The organism is Candidatus Pantoea carbekii, from assembly GCF_000971765.1.
Classification (GTDB): Bacteria; Pseudomonadota; Gammaproteobacteria; order Enterobacterales; family Enterobacteriaceae; genus Pantoea_A; species Pantoea_A carbekii.
The window spans coordinates 1,028,660-1,054,449 of record NZ_CP010907.1 but is presented as its reverse complement, the minus strand read 5'-3'; the positions used below and the strand labels follow the sequence as shown (position 1 = coordinate 1,054,449).

Below are 25,790 nucleotides of genomic sequence, written 5' to 3'. Positions count from 1 at the left end.
CGTTTAGGAAAAAACAAACTTATTTAATTCTTTGGTATGATTCTTCGATTACAATAAATATTCATTTACAACTATTCATTAACTACAAAGCCAACTCTCCTAAAGTAAAAATCCATGCTGAACAAGGTAAAATATTTATAATAAGTCTAATTACTCCTCAAGAAGCATAATCAGTTGAAGATATTTCTAGCCGAGAGAAAAGTGTAAAATGTATTAATATTACTTTAATATTTTATAATGATTTTATTATTTTTCGAAAATTTAAATTTATTCAGTTGCGTATAATAATCGTACATATGGTACATCATTATTATATATCTTACAATAAATTTATCTAAGCAATAAAAAAAGCGCATTCAATAAGCACCTTTCTTAAACTCATTAAGGGTACTTCTTGAATGCATCATAAATATTAATTCATTTTAGGTCCTTATCAATAATAAATGATTATGTTTACATAAAAATAACACGACCAGTTTACTTATTAAATACTTCAACTATAATTTTAAAAATTAAGTAACCGCATAAAATTTATTTAGAATAAGTTATTTATTGTCCAGCGATCTGCATTTCTTCCAATAGTACTGACCCACAATATATATTATGGCGAGTTTCAATATCATTGCTAATATTTACTATATTTAACCACATATCTTTTAAATTATTTGCAATAGTTATTTCACTAACAGGATACTGAAATTTACCATTTTTAACCCAATAACCTGCTACTCCGCGTGAATAATCACCAGTAATAGCATTAACACCTTGTCCCATTAGTTCTGTTACTACTAAACCTTCATCCATCTGCTTAAGTATTTCTTCAAAATTAGAACTTGTTGGAGTAATAACCCAATTATGAATACCACCTGCGTTACCAGTGCTTTGCAAACCTAATTTTCGTGCTGAATAACTACTCATCAACCAATTTTGTAACACACCATTTTTAACTATATCGCGATCCTGTGTACGAACACCCTCGCTGTCAAACGGTGTTGATGCCCATCCTTTTTTTATATGAGGTTTTTCTGAAATAGTTAGCCATTCTGGTAGAATCTTTTTACCGAGTGCGTGTAATAAAAAAGTAGATTTACGATATACATTACTTCCATTAATTGCACACGCTAAATGATTAAATAAACTACCTGCTACTTCAGATGCAAAAAGTACTGGTGCTTTCATAGTAGGTAATTTTCTCGGCGATAAACGTAATAATACACGGCGAGCACATTCCTTACCAACCCAATCAGCATCCTTTAAATCATCTATAGAACGACCAATAGTATAAGCATAATCGCGTTCCATCTTATTATTTTCTTCAGCAATTACACAACTAGATAATACATAGTTACTAAAACAGTAGCTTTCTAGCATACCGTGACTGTTGCCAAACACTTTCACACCTGCATGTCCACTAAAAGTTCCGCCTTCAGTATTAGTAATGCGTTTATCCATACTTAATGATATTTTTTCAGCATTTGAAGCTAATTTAATAGCAGAGTCAATGTCAATATTCCATGGATGATAAAGATCGAGATCTACTGATTTAAAGGCTAAAAGTTCTAAATCTGCTGGTGCAGCACATGGATCAGAAGAGGTATAACGTTGAATGTCAATAGCAGCTTGTACAGTTTTATTAATAGCATCAACATTAAGATTAGTAGAAGAAGCACTGCCTTTTCGATGTTGATTATAAACAGTAATACCGAGTGCTCCATCATTATTAAATTCAATATTTTCCACTTGCCCGTAACGAGTTTTTACATTAATACCGATTGTCTTAGTAACGGCTACTTCTGCTCCATCAGTATTATTTTTTGCCAAAGATAATGCATGTGAAACAGAATGTTCTAATATTTTGCGTTGTTCTTTAATTTGACTCGAGATATCCATGCGCCTGCCTAATTCAATTAAATAAATTTACTAAATTTATCAGATTTAGATATTATGTTGCAATACCATACATTAAGAAAAATTAACTTCATAATTAAGTAAGAAAATATTATAAGTATAATATTATTAAGAGCAAAAGTATTAATTAATAATTTGATCAATTTTCTATGAATATATTGCTTTAACTGTTAAATATATTAGCATCTTTATCACTAGTATAAGTTAAGTAAATAATTTTTTAGGATGTTTTCATTCATTTTTATTTAAGCATAACATGCGTTCATAAAATATCAATTAATGTTAAAATTGATTACAAAGAAAATTAATAATAGTGACTTAATATCAATTTTTGATATGTTGTAAGAAATATTACAAATTATTAATAGGTTATATAATTTTAATATTTATTCTTATTTGTTAAATTTTAAAGTAGATAGTAAATAATTTTTATTCATAATATAAAATATGTAATATTGTAGAATTACTAAATAAATAGCAAAAATTTCTAACAATGACACTAATTTTTTAAATTATTAAACAATAAAAGTCGCTCTCATGTTTGCTAATTATTAAACTTGATTAATATATTAGATAAACTATATAAGATGTATATAATTAAATTTAAAAAATTTACATTGATTTAATACCATTTAAATATCATTATTTAGTTAAAAAATGACATAAAATGTAAAATGTTATTTAAAATAATTGATTATTAATTAAAGATAAAAATATTATTTCCCATTAATTTTTATAAAGTTACCATTTTTATGGTAACTAATTACGTAATTATAAAATTAATTAATTCACATTCTGCATGAATATTAGCAACTATTCATTATAAATACTTTAAAAAATGCATTAAAAACGCAATTTTTAGAAAACTTTTATGGATTTGGTTAAATTATGCCTAATTATATCTCTATAATAATTCTTATTATGCTTGCTATTTTAAGTTATTTTGCACAAAATACCACCTTTACTATTGCTATGTTAATACTTCTTGTCATTAAGTTGACACCTTTATCTCAATTTTTTGAATATATAGAAAAACAAGGTTTGCAAGTAGCTATAACTCTTCTTAGTATAGCAGTAATATCACCGTTAATAAGTGGTTCTATACCTATTTCATCTTTTTTAACATGTTTTACAAGCTGTCAGTCAATCATATCGATATTTATAGGTGTTTTGGTTAGTTGGCTCGGTAGTAGAGGGGTTAACTTTATAAGTGTAGAACCAACAATAACAGGAGCACTGTTGATCGGTACAGCAATTGGAGTGGCGTTTTTTAATGGAGTACCAGTGGGCCCATTAATTGCTGCAGGAATAGTATCTCTCTTTTCCACTATTAAATAACTAGTTACAGAACTTAAAAATATTAAAAACGGTTTACATATTGCTCAAGTCGATTGGCTATAATGCTTGTTTTTGAAATTTAAACTTATATAAAAAAGGAAAACTAGATGAATGTGAATAATATACCTGCAGGTAAAAACTTTCCGGAAGATTGCTATGTGATCATTGAAATTCCAACTAATGCTGATCCAATTAAATACGAAGTGGATAAAGAATCTGGTGTATTATTTGTAGATCGATTTATACCTACTGCTATGTTTTATCCTTGCAATTACGGTTATATTAATCATACTTTGTCTTTGGATGGTGATCCAGTCGATGTCCTCGTACCAACTATTTATCCTTTAAAACCTTATTCTGTTATACTATGTCGTCCAATTGGTATGTTGAAAATGAACGATGAATCTGGAGAAGACGCTAAAATAATTGCCGTTCCACATGATGAAATAACAGGAGAATATAAGCATATTAAAGACATAAATGATTTGTCAGATCAATTACGTATGAAAATAATTCATTTTTTTGAACATTATAAAGATTTAGAAAACGGCAAGTGGGTCAAAGTTAATTGTTGGGTTAACGCTAACAAAGCTAAAGATGAAATGGTATCTTCTTTTGAACGTGCTAAAAAGTAATAAATTTAAAAAAATCACTTTTTATTTAAAAACAACGGTGCTTTTTGATATAACAGCACTGTTGTTTACATTATTTTCAATCAAAAAAACATTTTCATCAACCTGTATTAATTTTCACAATAATATATTGAATATTATCTATTAATTACAGTAGGCATATTGAATGCACATTCAATTTGACTTTAGAATAAAGTCAAATAAAATCTAAAAAACAATATGTTATAAAATTGAAATAATCAAAAATATTAAGTAATTCAGAAATAATCTTTTTCTATTAAAATTCAAACTGATAAATTAAATGTAATGCCTGATCTATGCCTGAGATAACTTCTAAATACAACCTAGGCATCATTCGATAACGTAAAGTGAATTTTTCAAACGAATTAAATATACCTATAGCATATTTGACCTGTAAATTTGGTAATATATAACTACTTATCTGTACTTTCTGCCTATCACCAACACCTATTGTATCAAACACGAGATGATTAATACCTAAAAAAGTATGTGTAATATTATCTAGAATTTTACTGCTTTGTGTCATACTTAATTTTAGAAGAATTGAAGCAAGTTCATTACTATCCTCATGATTTTTAAATCCCTGGCCACGTAATAAATAAGAAAGCGCTTCTTGTTGAGACATCTTTGGATTAGAGAATATTTCTACTCTTGGCTCATCAATTAATCCGTTTACACGTAATCCAGCTACTACGTTATTTTCAGTAGCGTCAGGATTTCGGACGGCTTCTAAATTAATGTACGGCTGATCTAAAGGTCCGACGAACTGTAGTTCTCCTCGACGTACTAGTAAATCTTGTCCATACGCATGATAACGGCCAGAAGGAATATTGATATGTCCATGCAAATCAATCCCATTTTTATCTTGTATTAATTTAAGATTACCATGTAATTTTGCTTGTAAGTCGAAGACTGAAAGATTCACTTCTTTACCAAGCTGAATCATTAGTGCACTATGGATTGAATTTAAAGTAATTTTCGATTTAATTATTTGTAAATCTCTATCTAATATCACTTCATCTGCTGAAATGGTAACATTGTTTTTTGGTAATTGTTGAAATTTAATATATGCTCGAGGAATATTAATACTACCTTTTAAATTTAACGCTTTTGGTGTTGCCTCAAAAATTACATTTGGAGATATATCCATACGTACTAAAGATGACAATGTAATACTAATACATTTACCTGTAATTATACTACGAAAATGCCATTTATCAAACTGACTCCAATTAGCATAACCTTGAAGATGAATATCTGCCTGCATGGTTTGCACAACGCCAGTAAGCTTGAAGCACATTCCATTGAATAATAATTTTAATTTTATCGCACACAAATCAATTGGTATCAATTTATTACTTGTAAATGTATGACTTAAACTCAATTTACCAAATAATTTGGGATGTTTAAAATCACCTTTTAGATTTAATTGACCACTAATATTACTTTTAACGTTTTCGAGTCGAATAATTAGTTTACTAATGCTGGCTATATCGATATTGTTAATATTAACAATCCCTGAAAGATAACGATGTTCCTTGAGGTCACTTATTTTTACTTCACCTTTTAGTTCACCATTATTAACCATACGCAAAAACCAATTCATGCTAAGGTAATTATTATTTAACATTGCTTTAAAATTTATTTTTTTAAAAGAGACAATAGGTAATTTATTATTATCTTTATTTCCTATAACATTTTTATAAATTCTTATATTGCTCCCTTGCAACGAAAAAATAATAGTTGGCATTATATCATTTATAGTCCAATAAATACTTGCATTTCCACTTAATAATCCATGCAATTTGATACCATCATAGCATAGAGATTTTATTGTAGTTAAATTGAAATTTTTCAAAATTAAGCGTGAATGTCCATTTGCACCTATTTCGCTTTTTTCTGGTATACACACCGTCGCATTGAGGTTTTTCCAACAATGCGATCCAATACTAGTACTGTGCTGTTTATTAAAGTAGTTAATTAGCATCGACTGTGTTAAATGCCATGTACCGATGGGCGTGTGAAAATATGTATTGTTTATTTCCCCTCTCCAATTCGTTGTTTTTCGATCAAAATTACCATTCACAGATAACTGCAAGGAAATTGGAGTACCTTTAACATTAAGTTTGACTCGATGTTTATCTTCATTACCACCAGCATTAAGTGTTAATAGATTGAGCTTGAAATTCTTTTGTTCTAATTTGTGTATATATAGTTGTACTTTACCAACAAGTTGTTCATGCTGCGAATTAGATTTTATATATCCTTTTAGCGCTAATCGTTTTATTTTCATATGTTTCCAACGAAAATTAGCCGCAGTAAAATAGGTCAGTAATTTAGGAGTTTTCCAAGTACCATGTACTTTTATAATTCCTTGCACAACCCCACTGAAACCTGGTAAGGATTTATCAAGTTTTTGCGCATTGATATTTACATTAAGATTAATTATCTTTTTTAGTTCTCCTTTTATGTCTAAATAATTTTGGTTTAAAGTTAAGTGAACGTTAGTTTTCCATTGATTTAAATAATTGCCTTTTAACAATGCATAAAAATTAAAAACTTTCTGATACAATCGACCTTTCAGAGCTAATAATGGCATATTAAATTTCCAACGATTTCTGCCATTCCAGCTACCATATGTCAAAATTTTACCTTGAAGCTGTTTTATTGGAAAATTTGGGAATTGTGTGGAAATATTAATGTTAGATAATATTAGTTCGCTACGCCATTTTAACATTGTCTCCCATTCCGCAAATACTCTTAAACTAATTTTTCCTTGTAGCATGGTAATATATAGTTTATCAAATTGACATTTCTGTAAATTCCCTGAACCGTATGCTAATATGTGAGCTATTGGCACTCCTTTTCCTCGTACAATACTAGATAATGACATTGAATAATTGGTTAATTTTCCTTTGAACTGATAATTAAAATTATTTATCTGATATTCTAGATGACCAGTTAAAGGCCAGCGTATCATGTTACTTCTAACATTTACTGATAATGGAAAACCCTTTACAGAAGGTTGTGCTTGAATAACAAGTTTTGCTTGAAATGGACCTAATAAATTTATATTTATTTTTAAAATATTATATATTGAACCATAAATATTAAATTGAATGTTTTGTTGCTTAACAGAATCAACATTTAATTTAGCATTTAAAGTTAAATTTACTGGCCAATTATTAGCAAGCATAGCATCTCCATGAGCTTTTACTTGTATTTGCGGACAAAAAATATTCAATTTTTGAATACGTAGATGATCATTTATAATTTGAGCCTGTAATAGTAATTGTATAATTGATACTTTAGTATCTGACGTAAGAAATATTTTTTCAGCTAATATTTCTTCAACAGTAATATCTAAAGGTAATTTAAAATAGGGTAATTTTGAAAAAAAAAGCTTAGATAATATTGCGTGTAATTTTTTTGTGAATAATTTTTTATTTGATTGTAAATCTATTTGTTTTCTATTTAAAAATTTATTTTTTTTTGGAAAAAAAATAAAACAGTTTTTAAGATAGGTGCGTGATATTTTTACTGTATGATTTTGAAAATTTATATTTGTGCTTAAATCAAAAACATATAGCTGTTTATTATCAAATTCAAGATTTAAATTGTGTAATTTCAAGTGATTCAAGGTAATAGGGTAGCATATGTTTATCTTTTTATTATTATTCCTATCTTTTTTTAGTTGATTATTATCATAAACATTAATAATTTTTTTTGCATCAACTGCTACCTTTACGTTGTGAATTGATATATCACTAATACATAGTGATGAGTTATATAATAAACGACTAAAGCTAAGAGTTACATGTAGACGATCTGCATAAAAAGTGATACCTGGAGTATTATATTGAATGCCGTGAAGCGTAAAATCAGATAACTTACCCTTAATTTGCTGAACTGAAAAACCTACATTACAATTTTCTATGTTTTTTAATAAAAAATTTAAACCATAAGTAGTACTAATTAAGAAAAAAATACAAAAAATTAATAATAATACAAAGATGCTAATAATAATGAGGACTTTTTTATAAAGCATCATAACTCAGGTCCAAGTGCTATATAAAATTGAAAATCATGTTTTTTTACATTGGTTAATGGACTTGAAATATCAAATTTCATTGTCCCTAATGGCGATAACCATCGTACACCCAAACCTATACCAATTTTGACATTACTTTGCATGATATCGTTTACTACTTCACCAGCATCAATAAATATTGCACTCCAGCATTTATTAGTAAAATTATATTGATATTCTAAGGAATTAGTGATAATTTTTGATGCACCTATCAATTTCTCTGTGGCATTTTGTGCAATACTTTTACATTTATATCCACGAATACTATGATCACTTCCAATAAAGAAACGTAAATTCGGTGGAACTTTGTTAAAATGCTTAGTTTTAATCCAACCTAAATGTGTTCGTATTAAAAATCGATTTTTTTCGTTAAGTGTACGAATCCATACGTTTTGTGCTTGTAAAATCAAAAAATCGACATCTGAACCCCAAGAAGTATTAGATATTTCCATCCAATAAATTTGTGAATGTCCCCATTGAGGCATTAATCCACAGCAAGAAAAAGCATGATTTAAACTAAAAATAGGACAGAGTAGCATAGTACTCCTATAAATATTATCTTCAATAAAACTATCTACACTCCATCGTAGATTTATTGATTTTTTCCAACCAATTGGATTATACCAACAACGTGATACAGCTAATATTTTGCTATCTGACCTCATTATATTAAAAATAGTATATTTTACAGTGCTAGAAAAGTCGTAGTATTGTTCTATTGGATTTTTTAAAAGCGGTACTTTATAATGAAGATTAATTGTTGTTCCTAACAAGCACCTATAGATACTATAAGTAAGACAATGACCATTGTTATTTACCCACGGTTTTTTCCATGTACCTTTTAGGTATAACCCAGTATCTGTAGAATAACCAATACCTATTTCGATGATATTTTTAAGACGCGGTGATACAAAAGCATTTAAAGATAGTATTTTCGTCTGAGAATTTTTGTCAAATTTTGGTTCTATAATTATAGAATTAAACCAATCAGTTAAAGAAAGTCGATGGTTTATCTCTGCTAAGATTTGTGATCTGTACGGATCACCTCTTTTGAATGGCATTAAATTTTTTAAATACATTTCTTTAATTTGTGAACCTTTAAAATTCACATAGCCAAAATTATAGCGTGATCCGCTATCGTAATCAATATCCCAAAAGGCTTTATGCTCTTTAACAAATACACATAATCGGTTCTTTTTAAAATAACCATCAAAATAACCATTACGTTGCGATAGAATGTAAAGATTATGTTTAAATGTTTCGTAATCAATATGATTAAGATTACTGCCAATTTTAGGTCTGCTCTTTTTTACTAACATTTGATAGTCAAAATTTGTACTTGCTTCGCCTTTTATGATAATCTTACTTCCAGCAATCCTTATGGGTTGACCAGAAATAATGTGAATCACTAGCATTAAAGAATCTTTATGTTCTAAATTGAAATAATATTTCAATTTAATTTTTGGTTCATAATAACCTACTACACGTAGTCCTGTCTTAATTATATTTAAAATATGATTCTGAAAACGACTATTGTTCTTTATTTCTTTAACAGAAACATTAGATAAGCATTCTTTAATTTTTTTTTGTAAATCTTCACTTACACCTTGTATTTGTATATTAATTGTTGAGCCCTTTGTAACAAGAGGAATAACAAGTAATAGAAAACTTAAAAAACAAATATAAATTCGTTGTAGTATATTAATCATAATATGTCCCTCTATTGCTATATATAAGGGATTACATTTTGATTTCTGTCGTATCTTTTTAGATATATTCGATATATATATGATCTAACGTGCATAAAAAACTAAAGATAATATTTTTTAAGCATAACCAATTATATTAATTAAATTGATATGTAATAGCATTATTACTCTATTTATTACAGAATATAAATCAGTTAATAAATAATATTCAATGCTATTTTAGCAATATGAGAGTGTAGAATATTATTAATTTTGATTATTTAAATAATAAATATATACAATTAAAATAAGTATTCTCATCATTTAGTGTTGATAAAAATCAAAAAAGATTTTTTATTTAAGAATATATTTAAAGCATATATAATGATGTTGTTTAAAATAATATGTTATAAATAATGATCAATTTTATTTATTACTAATTAAACAAAAAATTTTTTCCTCTTATGTAGCATTATTTTTATAAAATTGTAACATTAAATACAAACTATAAAATAATTATAATAGGTATTCTCATAAACTTATATAGTTTATACATAAAAGCAGTTATTAGATATTAATTAGTAAAAATTTTTTAATTTTTACTAATTAATATCCTTTATTTCTTTGTTCTCTTAAATTAATAATTATATTACCTTATATGAAAGATTTATTAATCTTATATTTAACTAAGTTTTTTACGATATTAAAAAATCAATTTTTTTAATATCGTAAAAAACAATAAAAATAACAAAGTTAAATGGATAAATATTTGTATTTAAAATAACGAAACACGAAAACCTAAATTCAAAAATGACTTTTTCGGTGTATAATCTAATGTTTTACCTTGCCAATCATATACATGTGCACCTGCAGCAACAGCTATTGCATGTCCTGCACCAGTATCCCAAATATTTGTAGATCCAAAACGTGGATAAAGCTGTGCTTTACCTTCTGCTACAAAACAAAATTTCAATGATGAACCAAGCGCTATAGTTTGATGTGTACCTAACCGTTTTAAGTAATCCTTAAGCTCTGTATCGACATCTGCATGTGAACGGCTTATCACAACTAATGGAGGTCTTGCTTCTCGAACTTGAATTTGTGTTTTATGACCGTCTTGTTGTTTCCAAGCTTTATCTACATTACCCATATAGGTAACACCTAATGCAGGCGCATGAATTACACCTAATACTGGTTTACCTTCTTCGATAAGAGCAATATTAACAGTAAATTCTCCATTTCGCTTAATAAATTCTTTTGTTCCATCAAGCGGATCCACAAGCCAGTATGTCTTCCAATATCGACGCTGTTCCCAAAATGGTGGATCTTCTTCGGATAGTATAGGTATTTCTGGAGATATTTTTTTAAGACCTTTCGTAATTACTTTATGTGCTTCTATGTCTGCTAAGGTAACGGGTGAATGATCAACTTTTTGAGATATACTAAAAAATTGGTTATCTTTATATATTCGCATTATAATATCGCCTGCATCATATGATAACTGGCAAATTTTATTTAACATCTTGAATATCCTCCGTATTTTAATACGTTTGCCTGTTAGACTGCAATAGCGAAATTGTTAATGTAATTTTTTAAGATGATAGTTAATTTAATATGAATTCTACTATTCTAATCATGTTAGATAAAAGATTTATACGATATATATAACTGTATAAAATATGAACTAATAAAAATACAATATGTATTACAAGTAGATGTAATAGATCCATATATCGATTTGCACAATTTATTTTGCAACTAAATGCATAAAAATGTAATTGAAAATTATTAACAATAATATTTTAAAAATCTCTATAAAATAAATGAAACTGTAATTTTATTATATGTGTTTAGCATGTGCAATGTTGCTAATGTTTTAAACAGTTATTTTATTTGCATAGCAAATGTTATAAAAAATAATTATTCCATCTAATCAAAAGTAAAAGAATCACGATATTATATTAAGAATAATAGTTATTCTGGTACAATATTCACGATTAATTTAGCCAATACATCATGTTGTAAATGAAAACTAATTTCGTGTTTACCGATCATACGTAAGACACCATTTGGTAAACGAATTTCGTTTTTAGCTATATTAATACCTTGTCCAATAAGAGTATTAGCAATATCGCGTGAACCAATAGAACCAAAAAGTTTACCTTCATTACCTGCTTTAGCACTAATAGTAATAGTATGCAATGCGTTGATTTTTTCTGCACGTTCTCTTGCATTAGCTAAAACTTTAGCTAATTTTGCTTTTAATTCAAGTTTGCGAGCTTCAAATAATGCAACATTATTTTTAGTAGCAGGAATGGCTTTACCTTTTGGAACTAAAAAATTACGTGCATAACCTGCCTTAACCTTTACGCGATCTCCCACATTACCTAATTTTGATACTATACTGAGCAGAATAATTTCCATACTTAATCCTTTAAAATCGTTGTAAGCATTATTATCACTATTGATGACGATCGGTATACGGTAACAAAGATAAGTAGCGAGCACGTTTTATAGCAAGAGCTAACTGACGTTGATATTTCGCACTAGTGCCAGTAATACGGCTAGGTACAATCTTTCCACTCTCAGTGATATAATTTTTCAATGTTACAATATCTTTATAATCAATTTCTTTTACACCTTCAGCAGTAAAACGACAAAATTTACGCCGACGGAAATAACGTGCCATTCAAATAATCTCCTGAATTTATTAATTAACCCGGCTCAGTATATATTATAATTCTAAAAAACTTGTATGTATTTGATCAAAAATATTAAAATCCCGAACTAGTTAAGTTTTCAACTTCACTACATACTTTGAGTAGTCGTTTGAAAATAGTAACGCTAATAATTAAATATTATACTAAGTTTTTTATAACAACGAGTTTTTTTGTTCAATGATTTTCTAACATAAAATGATGCTGGAGAATTCTTAATTGACTAATATTTCGTATAGTAATTTTATACATTCCACCAGACAAACTAAGATAATTTTTTTACATGAATATTCTAACTACTATTTAGAATCTCTATAATTTAATTCATCCACAACGAAGTGGGTTGTAAACTCTTCCTGACGTTCACGGCGTTCATCTTTTGATTTATTACCTATCGGAGAAGCATTAGTTATCGCATGTTTAACATGTATAATTATACTACGAATAATAGCATCATTGAAACGAAAATTAGTTTCTAATTCATCAATCATTTTCTGAGATACTTCTATATTCATTAAAATATAATGTGCTTTATGCAGTTTTTTGATTGGATACGCTAGCTGACGTCGACCCCAATCTTCTATTCGATGAATTTTTCCTTTCGTATCGGCAATAGCATTACTATAACGTTCAATCATACCTGATACTTGTTCACTCTGATCGGGATGAACCATCAATACAATTTCATAATGACGCATAAAATTAAGTGCTCCTTATGGATTACGCAGCTTACTCTGTTAAAGATTAACCTTAACTAGCGGAAGCAAGGAACTTTAAAAAAAAAATATCATAAATATTCCATGTTAGGACATATTTATTCTGCAAGAATAGTCTAAAATTAAATTTTATTATGCCTATGATTTTAATATAAATCAAATTATATATTTATTCCGATATGAATTTTCAAACAAATTTGAAAAACATCAATATTATCGCCTAATTTTAAATAAATTACAGTATAATATACTGTGATTATATCATATTATAGTGTAATTTATAATAAAAAATAAATTATAGAGAATAATTATCTCATTTAATCTTATCTTTTTAAATATAAAATTTAATATAAATTAAATATAATAACCTCATTACTAAACAATTTATACCATGATAATAGTTATTTTCTAGTTTTAGAGTATATTGTATCAATGTCAAAATAACTATAAGAATAGTTATCAATATAGTTAATTGATGTACATACTCCATATATTAAAAATAATTCAGAATTTAATTCTGATACTAATAAGCTATATGTGCATACATAATTATATTTTTATTCTTAAATAGAAAACTTAAGTATTACGTTGACGAATAGCTTCGAATAAACAAATTCCAGTAGCAACTGATACATTCAAACAGGACACTTTACCTAACATAGGTATGCTGATAAGTTGGTTACAATGTTCTCGAGTTAAACGGCGTATTCCTTTACTTTCTGAACCGATCACTAGAGCTATAGAACCGATTAATTTACTCTGATAAAGAGTACTAGAGGCTTTTTCAGTAGTGCCTATAATCCAAATATTATGTGCTAAAAGCAAACGCATAGTACGTGCTAAGTTAGTTACACGAATAAATGGAACATTGTCAGCTGCACCGCAAGAAACTTTTTTCACTGTAGCATTAATTGGTGCAGAACGATCTTTCGGTACAATTACTGCATGTACACCTGCTGCATCAGCACAACGTAAACAAGCACCTAAGTTATGTGGATCAGTTATGCAATCAAGAATTAGCAGCAATGGATTTGTTATAGATTCTAATAACTCCAATAATCTATTTTCATGATAATCTTTAGTCATTTTAATATGCGCCATATGTTCTCTAAATAATAAAAACTTTTTGAAATTATTGAGACTGTCTTTTTAATAAAATTTATACGCAATGAATACTAAAAATTATTTTATGCATTTTTAAATCAGAATTTAAAATATTTGTTTTCATTAGTTTTCAAAAATATTTATTTTTTTATCCTTAATTAATTTTAATTAAAATATAATACTTATATTTTTTAAAAATTTTTAAGATAATTAATAATGATATTCAATCTTTTTATAAGATGTTTTTATTTAAATTTTTACAATTTCTATGTACTTTTTTAATAATTTTTTGATCACGTTTGTTTATGTTTTTGCACTTTCTATGTACAAGATTTTTGGTAGTTATTAACGTAAAATCAATTTTACGTTCATCCATGTGTACTGCATTTAACCTTACTTCTACTGAATCTCCAAGTCGATAAATATTACCGCCAGAAGTACCAATTAAACGCTGACCAACCTGATCGAAATTATAATAATCATTATTCAAAGTAGAAATATGCACTAAACCATCAATAAATAAATCATTAAGACGCACAAAAAAACCAAAGTTAGTTACACTAGAGATTATTCCATGAAATATATTACCGACTTGATTTTGCATAAAATCACATTTTAACCAATCTGAAGCATCACGTGTTGCTTCTTCAGCCCGACGTTCGGTCATTGAGCAATGTTGACCAAGTTTTAACATCTGTTGTAAATTGTAGTGATAACCGCCTGTAGGAGTAGTATTTTGCCCAATTAAATTAATTTTTTCTTTTAGTAATAAATATTTAATAGTACGATGTAGTAATAAATCGGGATAACGACGAATTGGTGAAGTAAAATGCGCATATGAAGTTAATGCTAAACCGAAATGGCCTCGGTTTTCAGGATCGTAAACAGCTTGTTTCATTGATCGTAATAGCATAGTTTGCAACATTTCCGCATCTGGACGATCAGCAATTTTTGTTAGTAAATCCGCATAATCAATAGGTTGTGGTTTGAGACCACCTTGAAGACTTAATCCTAGTTCTTTTAATACAGAATGAAAACTATTAATGCTGTCAACACTAGGACGATCATGATCACGAAAGAGAGTAGGCTCTTCATTTTTCTCTACAAAACTTGCTGATGCAATATTAGCTAGAATCATACATTCTTCAATTAGTTTATGTACATCGTTACGCATAGTCCTTTCTACACGCTCAATACGTTTGTCTGCATTAAAAATAAACTTAGCTTCTTCTGTTTTAAATGAAATACCGCCACGTTTTTTTCTTGCTATTTCTAATGTCTGATATAAGCAATAAAGTTCTTCAAGATGTTTTACCAATTCCTTATAGCGAGAACGTAATGCTGAATCACCTTTTAGAATACTAAAAACTTTATTATAAGTAAGACAAGCATATGACTTTATAACTGCTTCATAATGCTTATAATCAATCAGCTTTCCTTTAGCCGATATATTCATTTCACATATCATACATAATCGATCCATATGATAATTAAGAGAACAAAGGTTATTAGAAAGCACTTCGGGCAACATTGGAACTACACAAGACGGAAAATAAACAGAAGTACCTCGCTTATATGCTTCATTGTCAAGCATGCTACCAGGACGCACATAATAACTCACATCGGCAATTGCAACCCACAATTTCCAAGTACCATCAGATTTCTTTTCACAATACACTGCATCATCTAAGTCACGCGCATCTTCTCCATCAATTGTAACAAACGGTAAATGACGAAGATCAATACGATCTTTTTTTTCGCATTCCGGTATATCGTCATTCAGCTTAAAGTTATCTACCTCTTTTTTTACTTTCTCTGACCAAGTGTATGGAATTTCATAAGTACGTAGTGCCATATCTACGATCAAATTAGTTCCCATATTGCTACTGTCACCTAACACCTCAGTAATTTCACCTATTGCTTTTGTACGATAAGTTGGACGTTGCATGATTTTTACTACTACTATTAAACCTGTCTTTAAACTATCTGTGTTTGTTTGTTGTGCAATAAGAACATCAAAATTCAATCTATTATCGTCTGGTACTACAAAACTAGTACCGGAATTAGTACAATAACGTCCTACAATATAGCTATTACGTGGTTCTAAAATACGTATTACTCTTACTTCACGACGAGCTTTGCTATCTGTGCTAATAATTTGTGCAAGAATAAAATCTCCATGTAAACAAAATTTCATTTGCTTATTAGATAAATAGAAATCATCTTTATCTCCCTCAACACGCAAAAAACCATAACCATCACGATGACCTATAACCTTACCACGTATTAGATCAGGGTGTTCTGGTAAAAAATAGCGCTGAGGACGAGTAAAGACTAAGAGTCCATCACGTTCCATAGCACGTAAATAACGTCGGAGTGTTTCTCGTTCTTTAGTAGTAATATTTAATTCTTTTGCAATTTCATCACGAGTAGCTGATTTTTTGCGTTTTTCTAACAACGCTAAAATAAATTCCCGACTTGGAATAGGATGATGGGATTTTTTAATTTCTCTATCCTCAAAAGGATCTTTTGACATAATATTTTTCCGATGTTATTTAATTTCAATTCCCACCGGTGGTTTAGACAATAACATAGTATAGCAAGTCACTATTTTCACCAAATCGGCCAATTTATAGTTACATAATTTTCGAGAAATAATTCAACTATATATTTTTTTATACACACACTAAATACTGAGTTAGCGTGATTGTATATCTTATAAAATTTACTAGTTACAATAATTCTATTATCTCACACGACTTACTAATCACAACTTTTTTAAACCTATGCCTAAACAAATTCCGTTGGCTTAGTTAATGGATTTTAACTGTATCATCATGATATACGTATATTCTATTCTTAACTTTAGTAATGCGTTATTTTGTTAATTAAATGCAAAAGTTAGAAATTGATGCGAACACGATTGGCTAAATTTTATATCTAGCAGATATATCTATATCTTTAGATTATTAAATTATAATATTTAAATGGTTAAAATTTTAATATATTCTCAAATAATTATTTGAAAACTCTTTTTTTCATGAGTTAGCTTCTTTATAAAACGTTAAAATTCAAATTAGTTCACTTAGAGTAACAAGTAGATCAAATAAATATAAGCCGGACGCAAAAATCCGGCCAAGAAATATTATATATTAAAGGGATCACGAAGAATCACAGTTTCACTCCGATCTGGACCAGTAGAAATGATATCAACTGGGACACCCGTTATCTCTTCTAGTCTATTTATATAATTACGGGCAGCGGCAGGCAAGCCATCTAAAGTCTTTACACCAAGAGTACTTTCTTGCCATCCAGGCATTATTTCATAAATTGGATTAACATGTTCCCATTCTTCACTAGACATTAACGTGGTAGTTACTTCACGACCATCTAACATTTTATAAGCTATACAAATTTTAATTTCTTTTAGGCCATCTAATACATCTAGTTTAGTAATACAGAAACCAGAAAGTGAATTGATTTTCACTGAATGTCGTAAAATAACTCCATCTAGCCAACCAGTTCGTCGACGACGACCAGTAGTTGCACCAAATTCTTTACCTTTTACACACAACCACTCACCTATCTCATCAAATAATTCTGTTGGAAATGGACCAGAACCTACACGAGTAGAATAAGCTTTTACAATGCCTAGTATATAATTGATATAACGTGGACCAATACCACATCCCATTGTAACACCACCGGAAGTGGTATTAGAAGAAGTTACATACGGATAGGTGCCGTGATCAATATCGAGTAACGTACCTTGCGCACCTTCAAAAATGGTTAATTCACCTCGTTTTTGAGCTCGATCAAGTAATTCACTTACATCTACCGCCATGCTAATAAGTATATCTATAACTTCTAAAACACTGTTTAAAACTTTGTTATAATCAACTGCGTCTTCTTTATAATAATGAACTAATTGAAAGTTATAAAAATCAATTAGTTCTTTAAGTTTAATCGCAAAAATTTTTTTATTAAAAAGATCAATTATCCGAAGACCACGACGCGCAACTTTATCTTCATAAGCTGGACCAATCCCTCGACCAGTAGTACCGATAGCTCTATTTCCACGAGCTTTCTCGCGAGCTAAATCCATTGCAACATGGTATTGTAAAACTAGCGGACAAGCCTTAGAAATGACTAAACGTTCGCGTACTGGTATATTACTTTTTTCTAAATTTTTAATTTCGTTCATGAGCGCTTCAGGAGATAGCACTACACCATTTCCAATGATACTAATAACATTTTTGCGTAGTATACCTGATGGAATTAAATGAAGAATAGTTTGTTTGCCATTTATAACAAGTGTATGACCTGCATTATGACCACCTTGGTAACGCACAACGTACTTCACACGTTCTGTTAGAAGATCAACAATTTTCCCTTTTCCTTCATCACCCCATTGTGTGCCTACTATAACGACGTTTGTACCCATTTCTTAAAATTACCAATTGCTTAAAAATAGATTTTACCATCTCAGATTTTTAATTTCAGTATTTTTAGGATAAAATTTGTATTACAAGTTCACAAAACCATCCTAAAATTTCTTAGTGTATTAATAAATATCAATGTTTAAAATAACATTTATTTTCAATAAAAAATAAGATATGGTTTTGTAGTATATCGATATTAAAAGAAATTCGAATAGATAGTATTAATTTTATAAAGGTGGTTTCATATAACGAAAAAAATCACTTGTTGGATTTAGAATCAGCACATCTTGATAACAAGAAAAACTTTGCTCATAAGCACGTAAACTACGAATAAAAACATAGAAATCTATGTCTTGCTTGAAAGCATTAGCAAATAACTTCATTGCTTTAGCATCACCTTCACCCCGTGTAATTAGTGCTGTGCGCTCTGCTTCTGCTAATGTGCGTGTAACCTGATAATCGGCCTGGGCACGTAATTTTTCCGCTTCTTCTTTTCCTTGTGAGCGTTGTCGACGTGCTACTGCTTCACGCTCTGCACGCATACGATTATAAATGGCGTCAGATACTTCAGTAGGTAAATTGATATGTTTTATACGTACATCTACTACTTGAATACCTAATGCAGCCATACTGTTGGATTTAGGATGAAAATCATTACTATTGTTTATACTTGTAAGACTCATTTTTTGCTCATAAGTTAATACATTTATAGGCTGATTTTCTGGTTCATCATCGCTGCCAGAGTTCAAAGCATCTTTGACGTTATTTGCTAATCTTCCACTAGCGTCGATTACAATATCTTTGACATTTAAACGTCCCATTTCAGAACGCAAACGATCGCTAAACTTGCGCTTTAATAGCATTTCAGCTTGAGTAATATCATCACCGCCAGTTGTCAAATAATAACGACTAAAATCACTAATACGCCATGTAATATAAGAATCTATAATTAAATCTTTTTTCTCTTTAGTTACGAAACGATCAGCTTGGTTATCCATAGATTGAATACGAGCATCTAACGATTTTACTGTTTCAACGAATGGGATTTTAAAGTGAAGACCTGGTGCATAAACCTCAGATTGATTGTGATTATTACGTAGCACTTTACCAAAACGCAGCACAATACCTCGTTGACCTTCCTCGACTATAAACAAGGAGAAATATAATATTATTAATGGAAAAAGAATAATGCTAATCATTAAGTTACGCATCAATTATTTCCTTGGCTCACGTGATATGTCGTGACGCAAGGCATTAATGCGACGTTTATTCATAATATCATTCGCATTGTACGATGTAGTTTCTTGCCGTTTTGTATTGTGTTCTAAAGATGATAATGGAGATTGTTTAATCACGTTAATATTGTTCCGCGTTTTTTTATTATTAATCTTTTTATTTTCATTGAATAACTGATCGAGCCGTAATAATGTAACATGATTTGCACTGTTATCAATCAACACTTTTCGTGAAAGATGAAGTATACGTTCCATACTTTCGATATAGAGACGTTTTTTCGTAATTAAAGGAGCCGCTTTATATTCTGGAAGTATGCGGTTAAAATGTGCTATTTCGCCCTGTGCTTCTAATACTGTACGTTCTTTATAAGCAAGAGCTTCTGCAAGAATACGTTGTGCTTGACCATTGGCGCGCGGCTGTACTTCATTTGCATAAGCTTCTGCTTCTCGTATATATTGTTCTCTATTTTCACGAGCAGCAATTGCATCATCAAAAGCGGCTTTTACCTCTTCTGGCGGACGTGCAGCCTGAAAATTAACATCAAGTAATATAATTCCCATATCGTAAGGGCGAATAATTTCGTCAATCTCACGTTGAGTTTCACTTCGTACTATAGTACGACCTTCAGTTAAAATACGATCCATTGTAGAACGACCAATGACGCTCCGAAGTACACTATCTGTAGCTTGACGTAAACTATTGTCTGCATTAGTTACGGAGTATAAATAACGTTCGGGGTTAACCACACGATACTGAACGTTCATTTCTACTCTCACTACATTTTCATCTGATGTTAACATTACACCTGAAGCTACTAGTTCACGTACTGCTTCTACATTCACTGTATGAACTAGATCAATAAAAGTTGGTTTCCAATTTAGACCAGGTTCCACCAAATAACTAAATTTTCCAACACGTGTTACAACACCACGTTCTGCCTCTCTAATCGTATAGAAACCACTCATTATCCATGTAACGACTACTGTTATAATAACAATACATATTAATTTGCTACTATTTTTAGTATCATATTGATTTTTATTATTTTTGCTGATTCCTAGACCGCAAATTTTTTTTCCTAACTTACGGAAAATATCATCTAGATCTGGTAGAGTTTGATTACGAGGTCCCTGATTATTTTTTCCCCCAGAGTTTCCGCCTGGATTATTATTACTTCCCCATGGGTCGCGATGATATATATTATTTCCAGGCTGATTCCAAAACATTGCCTTACTCCGTTTTTTATTTTATCGTATCTTTATGTTATATAAATGAATATTAATTTATTAATCAATAGTGATTTATTAAATCAGATAACTATTTAATAACGGTTCTTGTTTACAAAGGCGTAACCATTCGACAACCGGTATACGTATTTGTAAAATCATGCTACCATCTTCTTTAACCCATTCTGTATCAATTGCTTGCAATGCATAAAAATAACTACGCAAATAACCTAATTGTGGTGGTAAACATAAATTGTATTTAGTTTTTTCAGAAACTAAATGTTCAGACAACGCCTGAAATAACAATGGAAGACCTATACCTGTACGAGCAGAAAGCCATACACAAATGGGTTTATTTCTTTCATCACGATCGATACGTGCTTCACAGTTTTTGAAGAGATCGATTTTGTTCATAATTAAGAGCATGGGAATCTTGTCAGCTTTAATCTCTGCCAAAATTTTATTAACTTGCTGAATCTTGTCATTCAGACGTGGATCAACCGAATCGACAATATGTAATAATAACATTGATTGACTGATCTCTTTTAATGTAGCCTTAAATGCTACAATTAATTCAAGGGGAAGATCCCGAATAAAACCAACTGTATCTGCTATTACTACTTTGCCTACATTTGCCACATCTAGACGATGTAGCATAGGATCAAGTGTAGCAAATAATTGATCAGCTGTGTAAACATTATCAGATGTTAGTGCATTGAATAAGCTGGATTTTCCAGAATTGGTGTAGCCTACTAGCGACAATGTTGGCACATCTGCTTTATTACGTACTTGTCTGCTTTGTGTTCGTTGTTTTTCTACACGTTCAAGACGACGTAGAATATGATCCATGCGATTACGGAGTAAACGACGATCTATTTCTATTTGTGTTTCACCAGGTCCTCCTCGTAAACCAATACCACCTTTTTGACGTTCAAGATGCGTCCATCCTCGCACTAATCTACTCATAAAATATGTTAATTGAGCTAGTTCAACTTGTAATTTACCTTCATTGCTACGTGCACGCTGAGCAAAAATGTAGAGAATTAAACCAGTTCTATCCATAATACGACAAGAACACAACCTTTCAAGATTACGTTCTTGAGTAGCTGTTAAAGCATGATTAAACAATACAACAGATACTTTTTGCATTTTTACTGCATCAGCAATTTCTAAAGCTTTTCCTTCACCAACAAAATATTTAGGATGCGGTGCTTTTCGACGACCAGTAATTACGAGAGAGCTTGGTAAACATGCAGAAGCAGCAAGAGTTTTAAACTCCTCTAAATCTTCTGGTGTTTTACTTTGTGAAAACCATATATGTACTAGTATGGTCTGTTCACCCGCATTAAAATGGTTAAACAAGCAATAACCTCTCTTCAAAATATTAAAAAAAACAAAAATAAACTATCATGCTTTTTTCCACTCTTAATTTAATTAACTTTAGTAACGTACCCAAAGTATATATGATCTCATCAGTTATTTTTAATCCATTGTTATTAACCATAAATATTTTAACTGTCTATAATAGTGCGATATTGATAATTACTATATCCGCTTGTATAATTGCTATGATGCGATACGGGACGCAAAGGAACTACTGTAGAAATAGCGTGTTTATAAACGATTTGACTAACTGTGTTTCTCAATAAGATTACAAATTTATCAAACGATTCCACTTGTCCCTGAAGTTTAATCCCATTTACTAAATAAATCGAAACTGGCACACGTTCGCGACGTAATGCGTTTAAAAACGGTTCTTGTAATAATTGCCCCTTAGCCATTCATCTTGTCCTTAAATTATGTATATTGTTTAATTATTTTAAGAAGAATTGTAGTTCAGACAACCGAATTAAATTAAATATATCGATATATATCAATTTGATATAATTACGCATTCTTTTCATTCAATACACGTAGCACTGCATCACATGCTAAATGTATATTTTCACTGCTTAACCAATTCAAATTAGGCCAATTGCGTAACCAAGTCATTTGACGTTTAGCGAGTTGTTGAGTAGCATAAATTCCACGATAAGTCATTTCATCATGATTAATTTCTCCAGATAAATAGGACCACATCTGGCGATAACCTACACATCGAATAGAGGGCATATTAATATGTAGATCACCCCTTTTAAATAAACTATAAACTTCCTCTTCAAAATTTGATGCTAACATTTGATGGTAGCGCAGAGCGATACGTTGATGCAATATTTTACGATTTTCTGGAGTAATTGCGAACTGATATATTTTATAAGGTATTTTTTTTATATTGTTTTTTTTTAATTCTGTTAAAGTTTTACCAGATACAAAAAAAATTTCCAGCGCCCGGGAAATTCTTTGTGTATCATTTGGATGAAGACGATTGGCAGTAAGAGGGTCAATATTACATAGTTCATGGTACAAATATGACCATGTTTTTTTTGCCGCGATTCTCTCTATTTTCTGACGTATTTGATAATTAGCTGCAGGTAGTGGAGATAATCCTTCAAGCAAAACTTTAAAATAGAACATTGTTCCTCCGACTAATAATGGAATTTTACCTTTTTGAATAATATTTTCCATTATTGCTAAGGCATCACGACGAAATTCTGCAGCAGAATAAATTTCTGCTGGATCACGAATATCCAACAGGTGGTGAGGAACAAGTTTTAGTGTTTGTAGCGATGGTTTTGAAGTACCAATATTCATGTCACGATAAATCAAAGCAGAATCAACATTGATAATCTCTATTGGTAGTTTTTGATGCAACGAAATTGCAAGTGATGTTTTTCCAGAAGCTGTTGGTCCCATCAAAAAAATTGCTTTCTGTAGGTAAATATGATTTATTTTACTCATTTTGTAATGCTTTAATTGCTTTTTCAATATCAATTGTTTTTACTAGACATGAAGTATTTGAAGAGTGTGATATGAGTAATTCTGGACGAAGATAGGATAGTTCTTCTAATAATAAAATTGCTTCATATTGATTCCATTGAATATCTTTAAAATTGACATAATTCGCTAACCATTCAATCAGAGAGGATATAGAAATATTTTTCTGCTCTTCAAGATAATCCAACAAAGCTGGAATAAAAAATTGTAAGTTTTGTTTTTGTAAAGGGAAAGGAACAGAAAAAAGAGTTATATAGCGATCTTCTTTCTTTACATTAATACCCGTAAGGCTTAAAAGCTCCGTATATATATCTATAATAGCTTGTTGCTTGATTGTGATTTCTGATGTTATAGGTATAAGTAAATAATATACTTCTATTTTTACTCCTTTAATTTGAAACTGAGTCTGTTGTAATAAACATGCAGCAGTAGCTAGAGAGAGTAGTTGAAAAATTTCATTTTGTTCTAATAACGCATAACGTTTTTGTACAATACTTAATAAACGACCGAAATTTGGTATATAGCATATTTCTGGTATTTTTTCATCTTTTTTAAGATGCATAGATGGTAATAATAATATTTTATTTAATTTTTGCTGATGAACTTTAATGTTAAAAACTTGATCGCTTACTTCTGTGCTACTATCTAAAATACGAGAAGATAATGATTGAGTACAATCATTATTTTTAATATCTAATGGATGATTTATGGGTTGGCAGGTTAATTTTTGATTGTTAGAGTATATGATAGGTGAGTGTGTGGCAATTGTACTTTGTAGTGTTTTCACTATAGCTTGATAGATAAAATCGTGTACAAAACGTGTTTGATAAAAACGAATTTCGCGTTTAGCAGGATGTACATTGACATCAATTTGATTTGGTTCTAAATTTAAGTATAACACATATGACGCTTGACGATTATCGCCAAAGCATGTTTGATATGCTTGTTTAATTGCGTGATTAATAACATGATCATTAATCATGCGTCCATTAACATAGCAATATTTTAAATTCATGAATTTATACAAAGTATTCCAATTAGCTAACCAACCATTTAATGATAACGAATTATATCCCCTATCAATACGCAGTGCATGTCTTACAAAATTGATACCGCAAACTGTGCGGAGTCGTTTTTTAAAATGTACTGTTTCACTGACAGAGTGGTACTGACGCATTAATTTTCCATTATGCGATAATGATATCGTTACGTCGAAACGAGCTAACGCAATATGACGAATCACTGCATCTATATGCATAAATTCCGTCTTATCAGTACGCATAAATTTACGCCTTGCTGGCGTATTATAAAACAAATCAAAAATTTTCAAAGAGGTGCCAATCGGATGCGCTACCGGTTTTAACATTATTTTTGTTGCATTGCCTTCTATATAACTTTGCCATCCTTCATCTTGCTCGGATGTACGTGAGGTAAGAGTTAATCTTGAAACCGCACTAATAGCGGCAAGTGCTTCACCACGAAACCCAAAACTAATAATATTTTCTAGATCTTCTAATGATGATATTTTGCTTGTTGCATATCGCTCTAACGCCATTGCAAGTTCAGATTTCGGTATACCACAACCATTATCGCGAATATAAATCAGTTTAGTGCCACCTTTTTCAATCTCAATGTTAATTCGCGTAGCACCTGCATCTAAACTATTTTCCAATAACTCTTTCACAACTGATGCTGGACGATCTACTACTTCGCCTGCAGAAATTTGGCTAATTAGTTGAGGTGATAAGATTTTTATCGGTAACATCATGATCCTTTTACATATTTCGATCATAAATTT

At 30.1% G+C, this 25,790-nt stretch carries 18 protein-coding genes; 2 read left to right on the top strand and 16 right to left on the bottom strand.

Going from position 1 to position 25,790, the window contains the following annotated elements:
* Nucleotides 1-549: 549 nt before the first annotated feature.
* A complete protein-coding gene (gene pmbA, locus BMSBPS_RS03825; protein ID WP_022564283.1) occupies nucleotides 550-1,890 on the bottom strand; it encodes a metalloprotease PmbA in 1,341 nt (446 codons plus the stop codon).
* A gap of 906 nt (nucleotides 1,891-2,796) precedes the next feature.
* On the opposite strand from pmbA, the gene BMSBPS_RS03820 reads away from it, so the two are divergent.
* Entirely contained in the window at nucleotides 2,797-3,246 is a 450-nt protein-coding gene (locus tag BMSBPS_RS03820) for a DUF441 domain-containing protein (RefSeq protein WP_022564282.1), read from the top strand.
* A 107-nt stretch (nucleotides 3,247-3,353) separates the two neighbouring features.
* Nucleotides 3,354-3,881 carry an inorganic diphosphatase gene (gene ppa, locus BMSBPS_RS03815; protein ID WP_022564281.1) on the top strand — a complete coding sequence of 176 codons (528 nt, stop codon included), beginning with the start codon at nucleotides 3,354-3,356 and terminating at the stop codon, nucleotides 3,879-3,881.
* A 274-nt stretch (nucleotides 3,882-4,155) separates the two neighbouring features.
* On the opposite strand, the gene tamB is transcribed toward ppa, so the two are convergent.
* From tamB to mutL, 15 genes are all read right to left on the bottom strand, one after another.
* Entirely contained in the window at nucleotides 4,156-7,950 is a 3,795-nt protein-coding gene (gene tamB / locus BMSBPS_RS03810) for an autotransporter assembly complex protein TamB (protein WP_046201189.1), read from the bottom strand.
* The gene (gene tamA / locus BMSBPS_RS03805; protein ID WP_046201188.1) at nucleotides 7,947-9,698 is read right to left on the bottom strand and encodes an autotransporter assembly complex protein TamA; all 1,752 of its coding nucleotides are present in this window, start codon (nucleotides 9,696-9,698) and stop codon (nucleotides 7,947-7,949) included. Before tamA ends, tamB begins: the two co-directional genes overlap by 4 nt.
* A 754-nt stretch (nucleotides 9,699-10,452) precedes the next feature.
* Nucleotides 10,453-11,199 carry a 3'(2'),5'-bisphosphate nucleotidase CysQ gene (gene cysQ, locus BMSBPS_RS03800; protein WP_022564277.1) on the bottom strand — a complete coding sequence of 249 codons (747 nt, stop codon included), beginning with the start codon at nucleotides 11,197-11,199 and terminating at the stop codon, nucleotides 10,453-10,455.
* 452 nt (nucleotides 11,200-11,651) lie between these two features.
* Nucleotides 11,652-12,101 carry a 50S ribosomal protein L9 gene (gene rplI / locus BMSBPS_RS03795; protein ID WP_022564276.1) on the bottom strand — a complete coding sequence of 150 codons (450 nt, stop codon included), beginning with the start codon at nucleotides 12,099-12,101 and terminating at the stop codon, nucleotides 11,652-11,654.
* Between the two features lie 37 nt (nucleotides 12,102-12,138).
* Nucleotides 12,139-12,366 carry a 30S ribosomal protein S18 gene (rpsR, locus tag BMSBPS_RS03790; protein WP_022564275.1) on the bottom strand — a complete coding sequence of 76 codons (228 nt, stop codon included), beginning with the start codon at nucleotides 12,364-12,366 and terminating at the stop codon, nucleotides 12,139-12,141.
* 327 nt (nucleotides 12,367-12,693) lie between these two features.
* Nucleotides 12,694-13,092: a 30S ribosomal protein S6 gene (rpsF, locus tag BMSBPS_RS03785; RefSeq protein WP_022564274.1), complete on the bottom strand. Its 399-nt coding sequence runs from the start codon at nucleotides 13,090-13,092 to the stop codon at nucleotides 12,694-12,696.
* Nucleotides 13,093-13,686: 594 nt separating this feature from the next.
* Complete coding sequence (gene rlmB, locus BMSBPS_RS04410) at nucleotides 13,687-14,211, bottom strand: 23S rRNA (guanosine(2251)-2'-O)-methyltransferase RlmB (protein WP_022564273.1); 525 nt, start codon at nucleotides 14,209-14,211, stop codon at nucleotides 13,687-13,689.
* Nucleotides 14,212-14,446: 235 nt separating this feature from the next.
* Entirely contained in the window at nucleotides 14,447-16,750 is a 2,304-nt protein-coding gene (gene rnr / locus BMSBPS_RS03775; protein ID WP_082085725.1) for a ribonuclease R, read from the bottom strand.
* 609 nt (nucleotides 16,751-17,359) lie between these two features.
* Nucleotides 17,360-18,658, bottom strand: a complete 1,299-nt coding sequence (locus BMSBPS_RS03770) for an adenylosuccinate synthase (RefSeq protein WP_022564271.1) — start codon at nucleotides 18,656-18,658, stop codon at nucleotides 17,360-17,362.
* 225 nt (nucleotides 18,659-18,883) lie between these two features.
* Complete coding sequence (hflC, locus tag BMSBPS_RS03765) at nucleotides 18,884-19,867, bottom strand: protease modulator HflC (RefSeq protein ID WP_022564270.1); 984 nt, start codon at nucleotides 19,865-19,867, stop codon at nucleotides 18,884-18,886.
* A gap of 3 nt (nucleotides 19,868-19,870) precedes the next feature.
* The gene (gene hflK, locus BMSBPS_RS03760) at nucleotides 19,871-21,118 is read right to left on the bottom strand and encodes an FtsH protease activity modulator HflK (RefSeq protein ID WP_022564269.1); all 1,248 of its coding nucleotides are present in this window, start codon (nucleotides 21,116-21,118) and stop codon (nucleotides 19,871-19,873) included.
* Between the two features lie 78 nt (nucleotides 21,119-21,196).
* On the bottom strand, nucleotides 21,197-22,480 hold the full coding sequence (hflX, locus tag BMSBPS_RS03755; protein WP_022564268.1) for a ribosome rescue GTPase HflX: 1,284 nt from the start codon (nucleotides 22,478-22,480) through the stop codon (nucleotides 21,197-21,199).
* Nucleotides 22,481-22,629: 149 nt separating this feature from the next.
* Nucleotides 22,630-22,899, bottom strand: coding sequence for an RNA chaperone Hfq (gene hfq / locus BMSBPS_RS03750; protein WP_022564267.1), 270 nt, complete (start codon nucleotides 22,897-22,899; stop codon nucleotides 22,630-22,632).
* A gap of 106 nt (nucleotides 22,900-23,005) precedes the next feature.
* Complete coding sequence (gene miaA / locus BMSBPS_RS03745; RefSeq protein ID WP_046201187.1) at nucleotides 23,006-23,956, bottom strand: tRNA (adenosine(37)-N6)-dimethylallyltransferase MiaA; 951 nt, start codon at nucleotides 23,954-23,956, stop codon at nucleotides 23,006-23,008.
* Nucleotides 23,949-25,760 (bottom strand): DNA mismatch repair endonuclease MutL, encoded by a 1,812-nt coding sequence (gene mutL / locus BMSBPS_RS03740; RefSeq protein ID WP_235375455.1) that lies wholly within the window; start codon nucleotides 25,758-25,760, stop codon nucleotides 23,949-23,951. The genes miaA and mutL overlap by 8 nt, the downstream gene beginning before the upstream one ends.
* Nucleotides 25,761-25,790 lie beyond the last annotated feature (30 nt).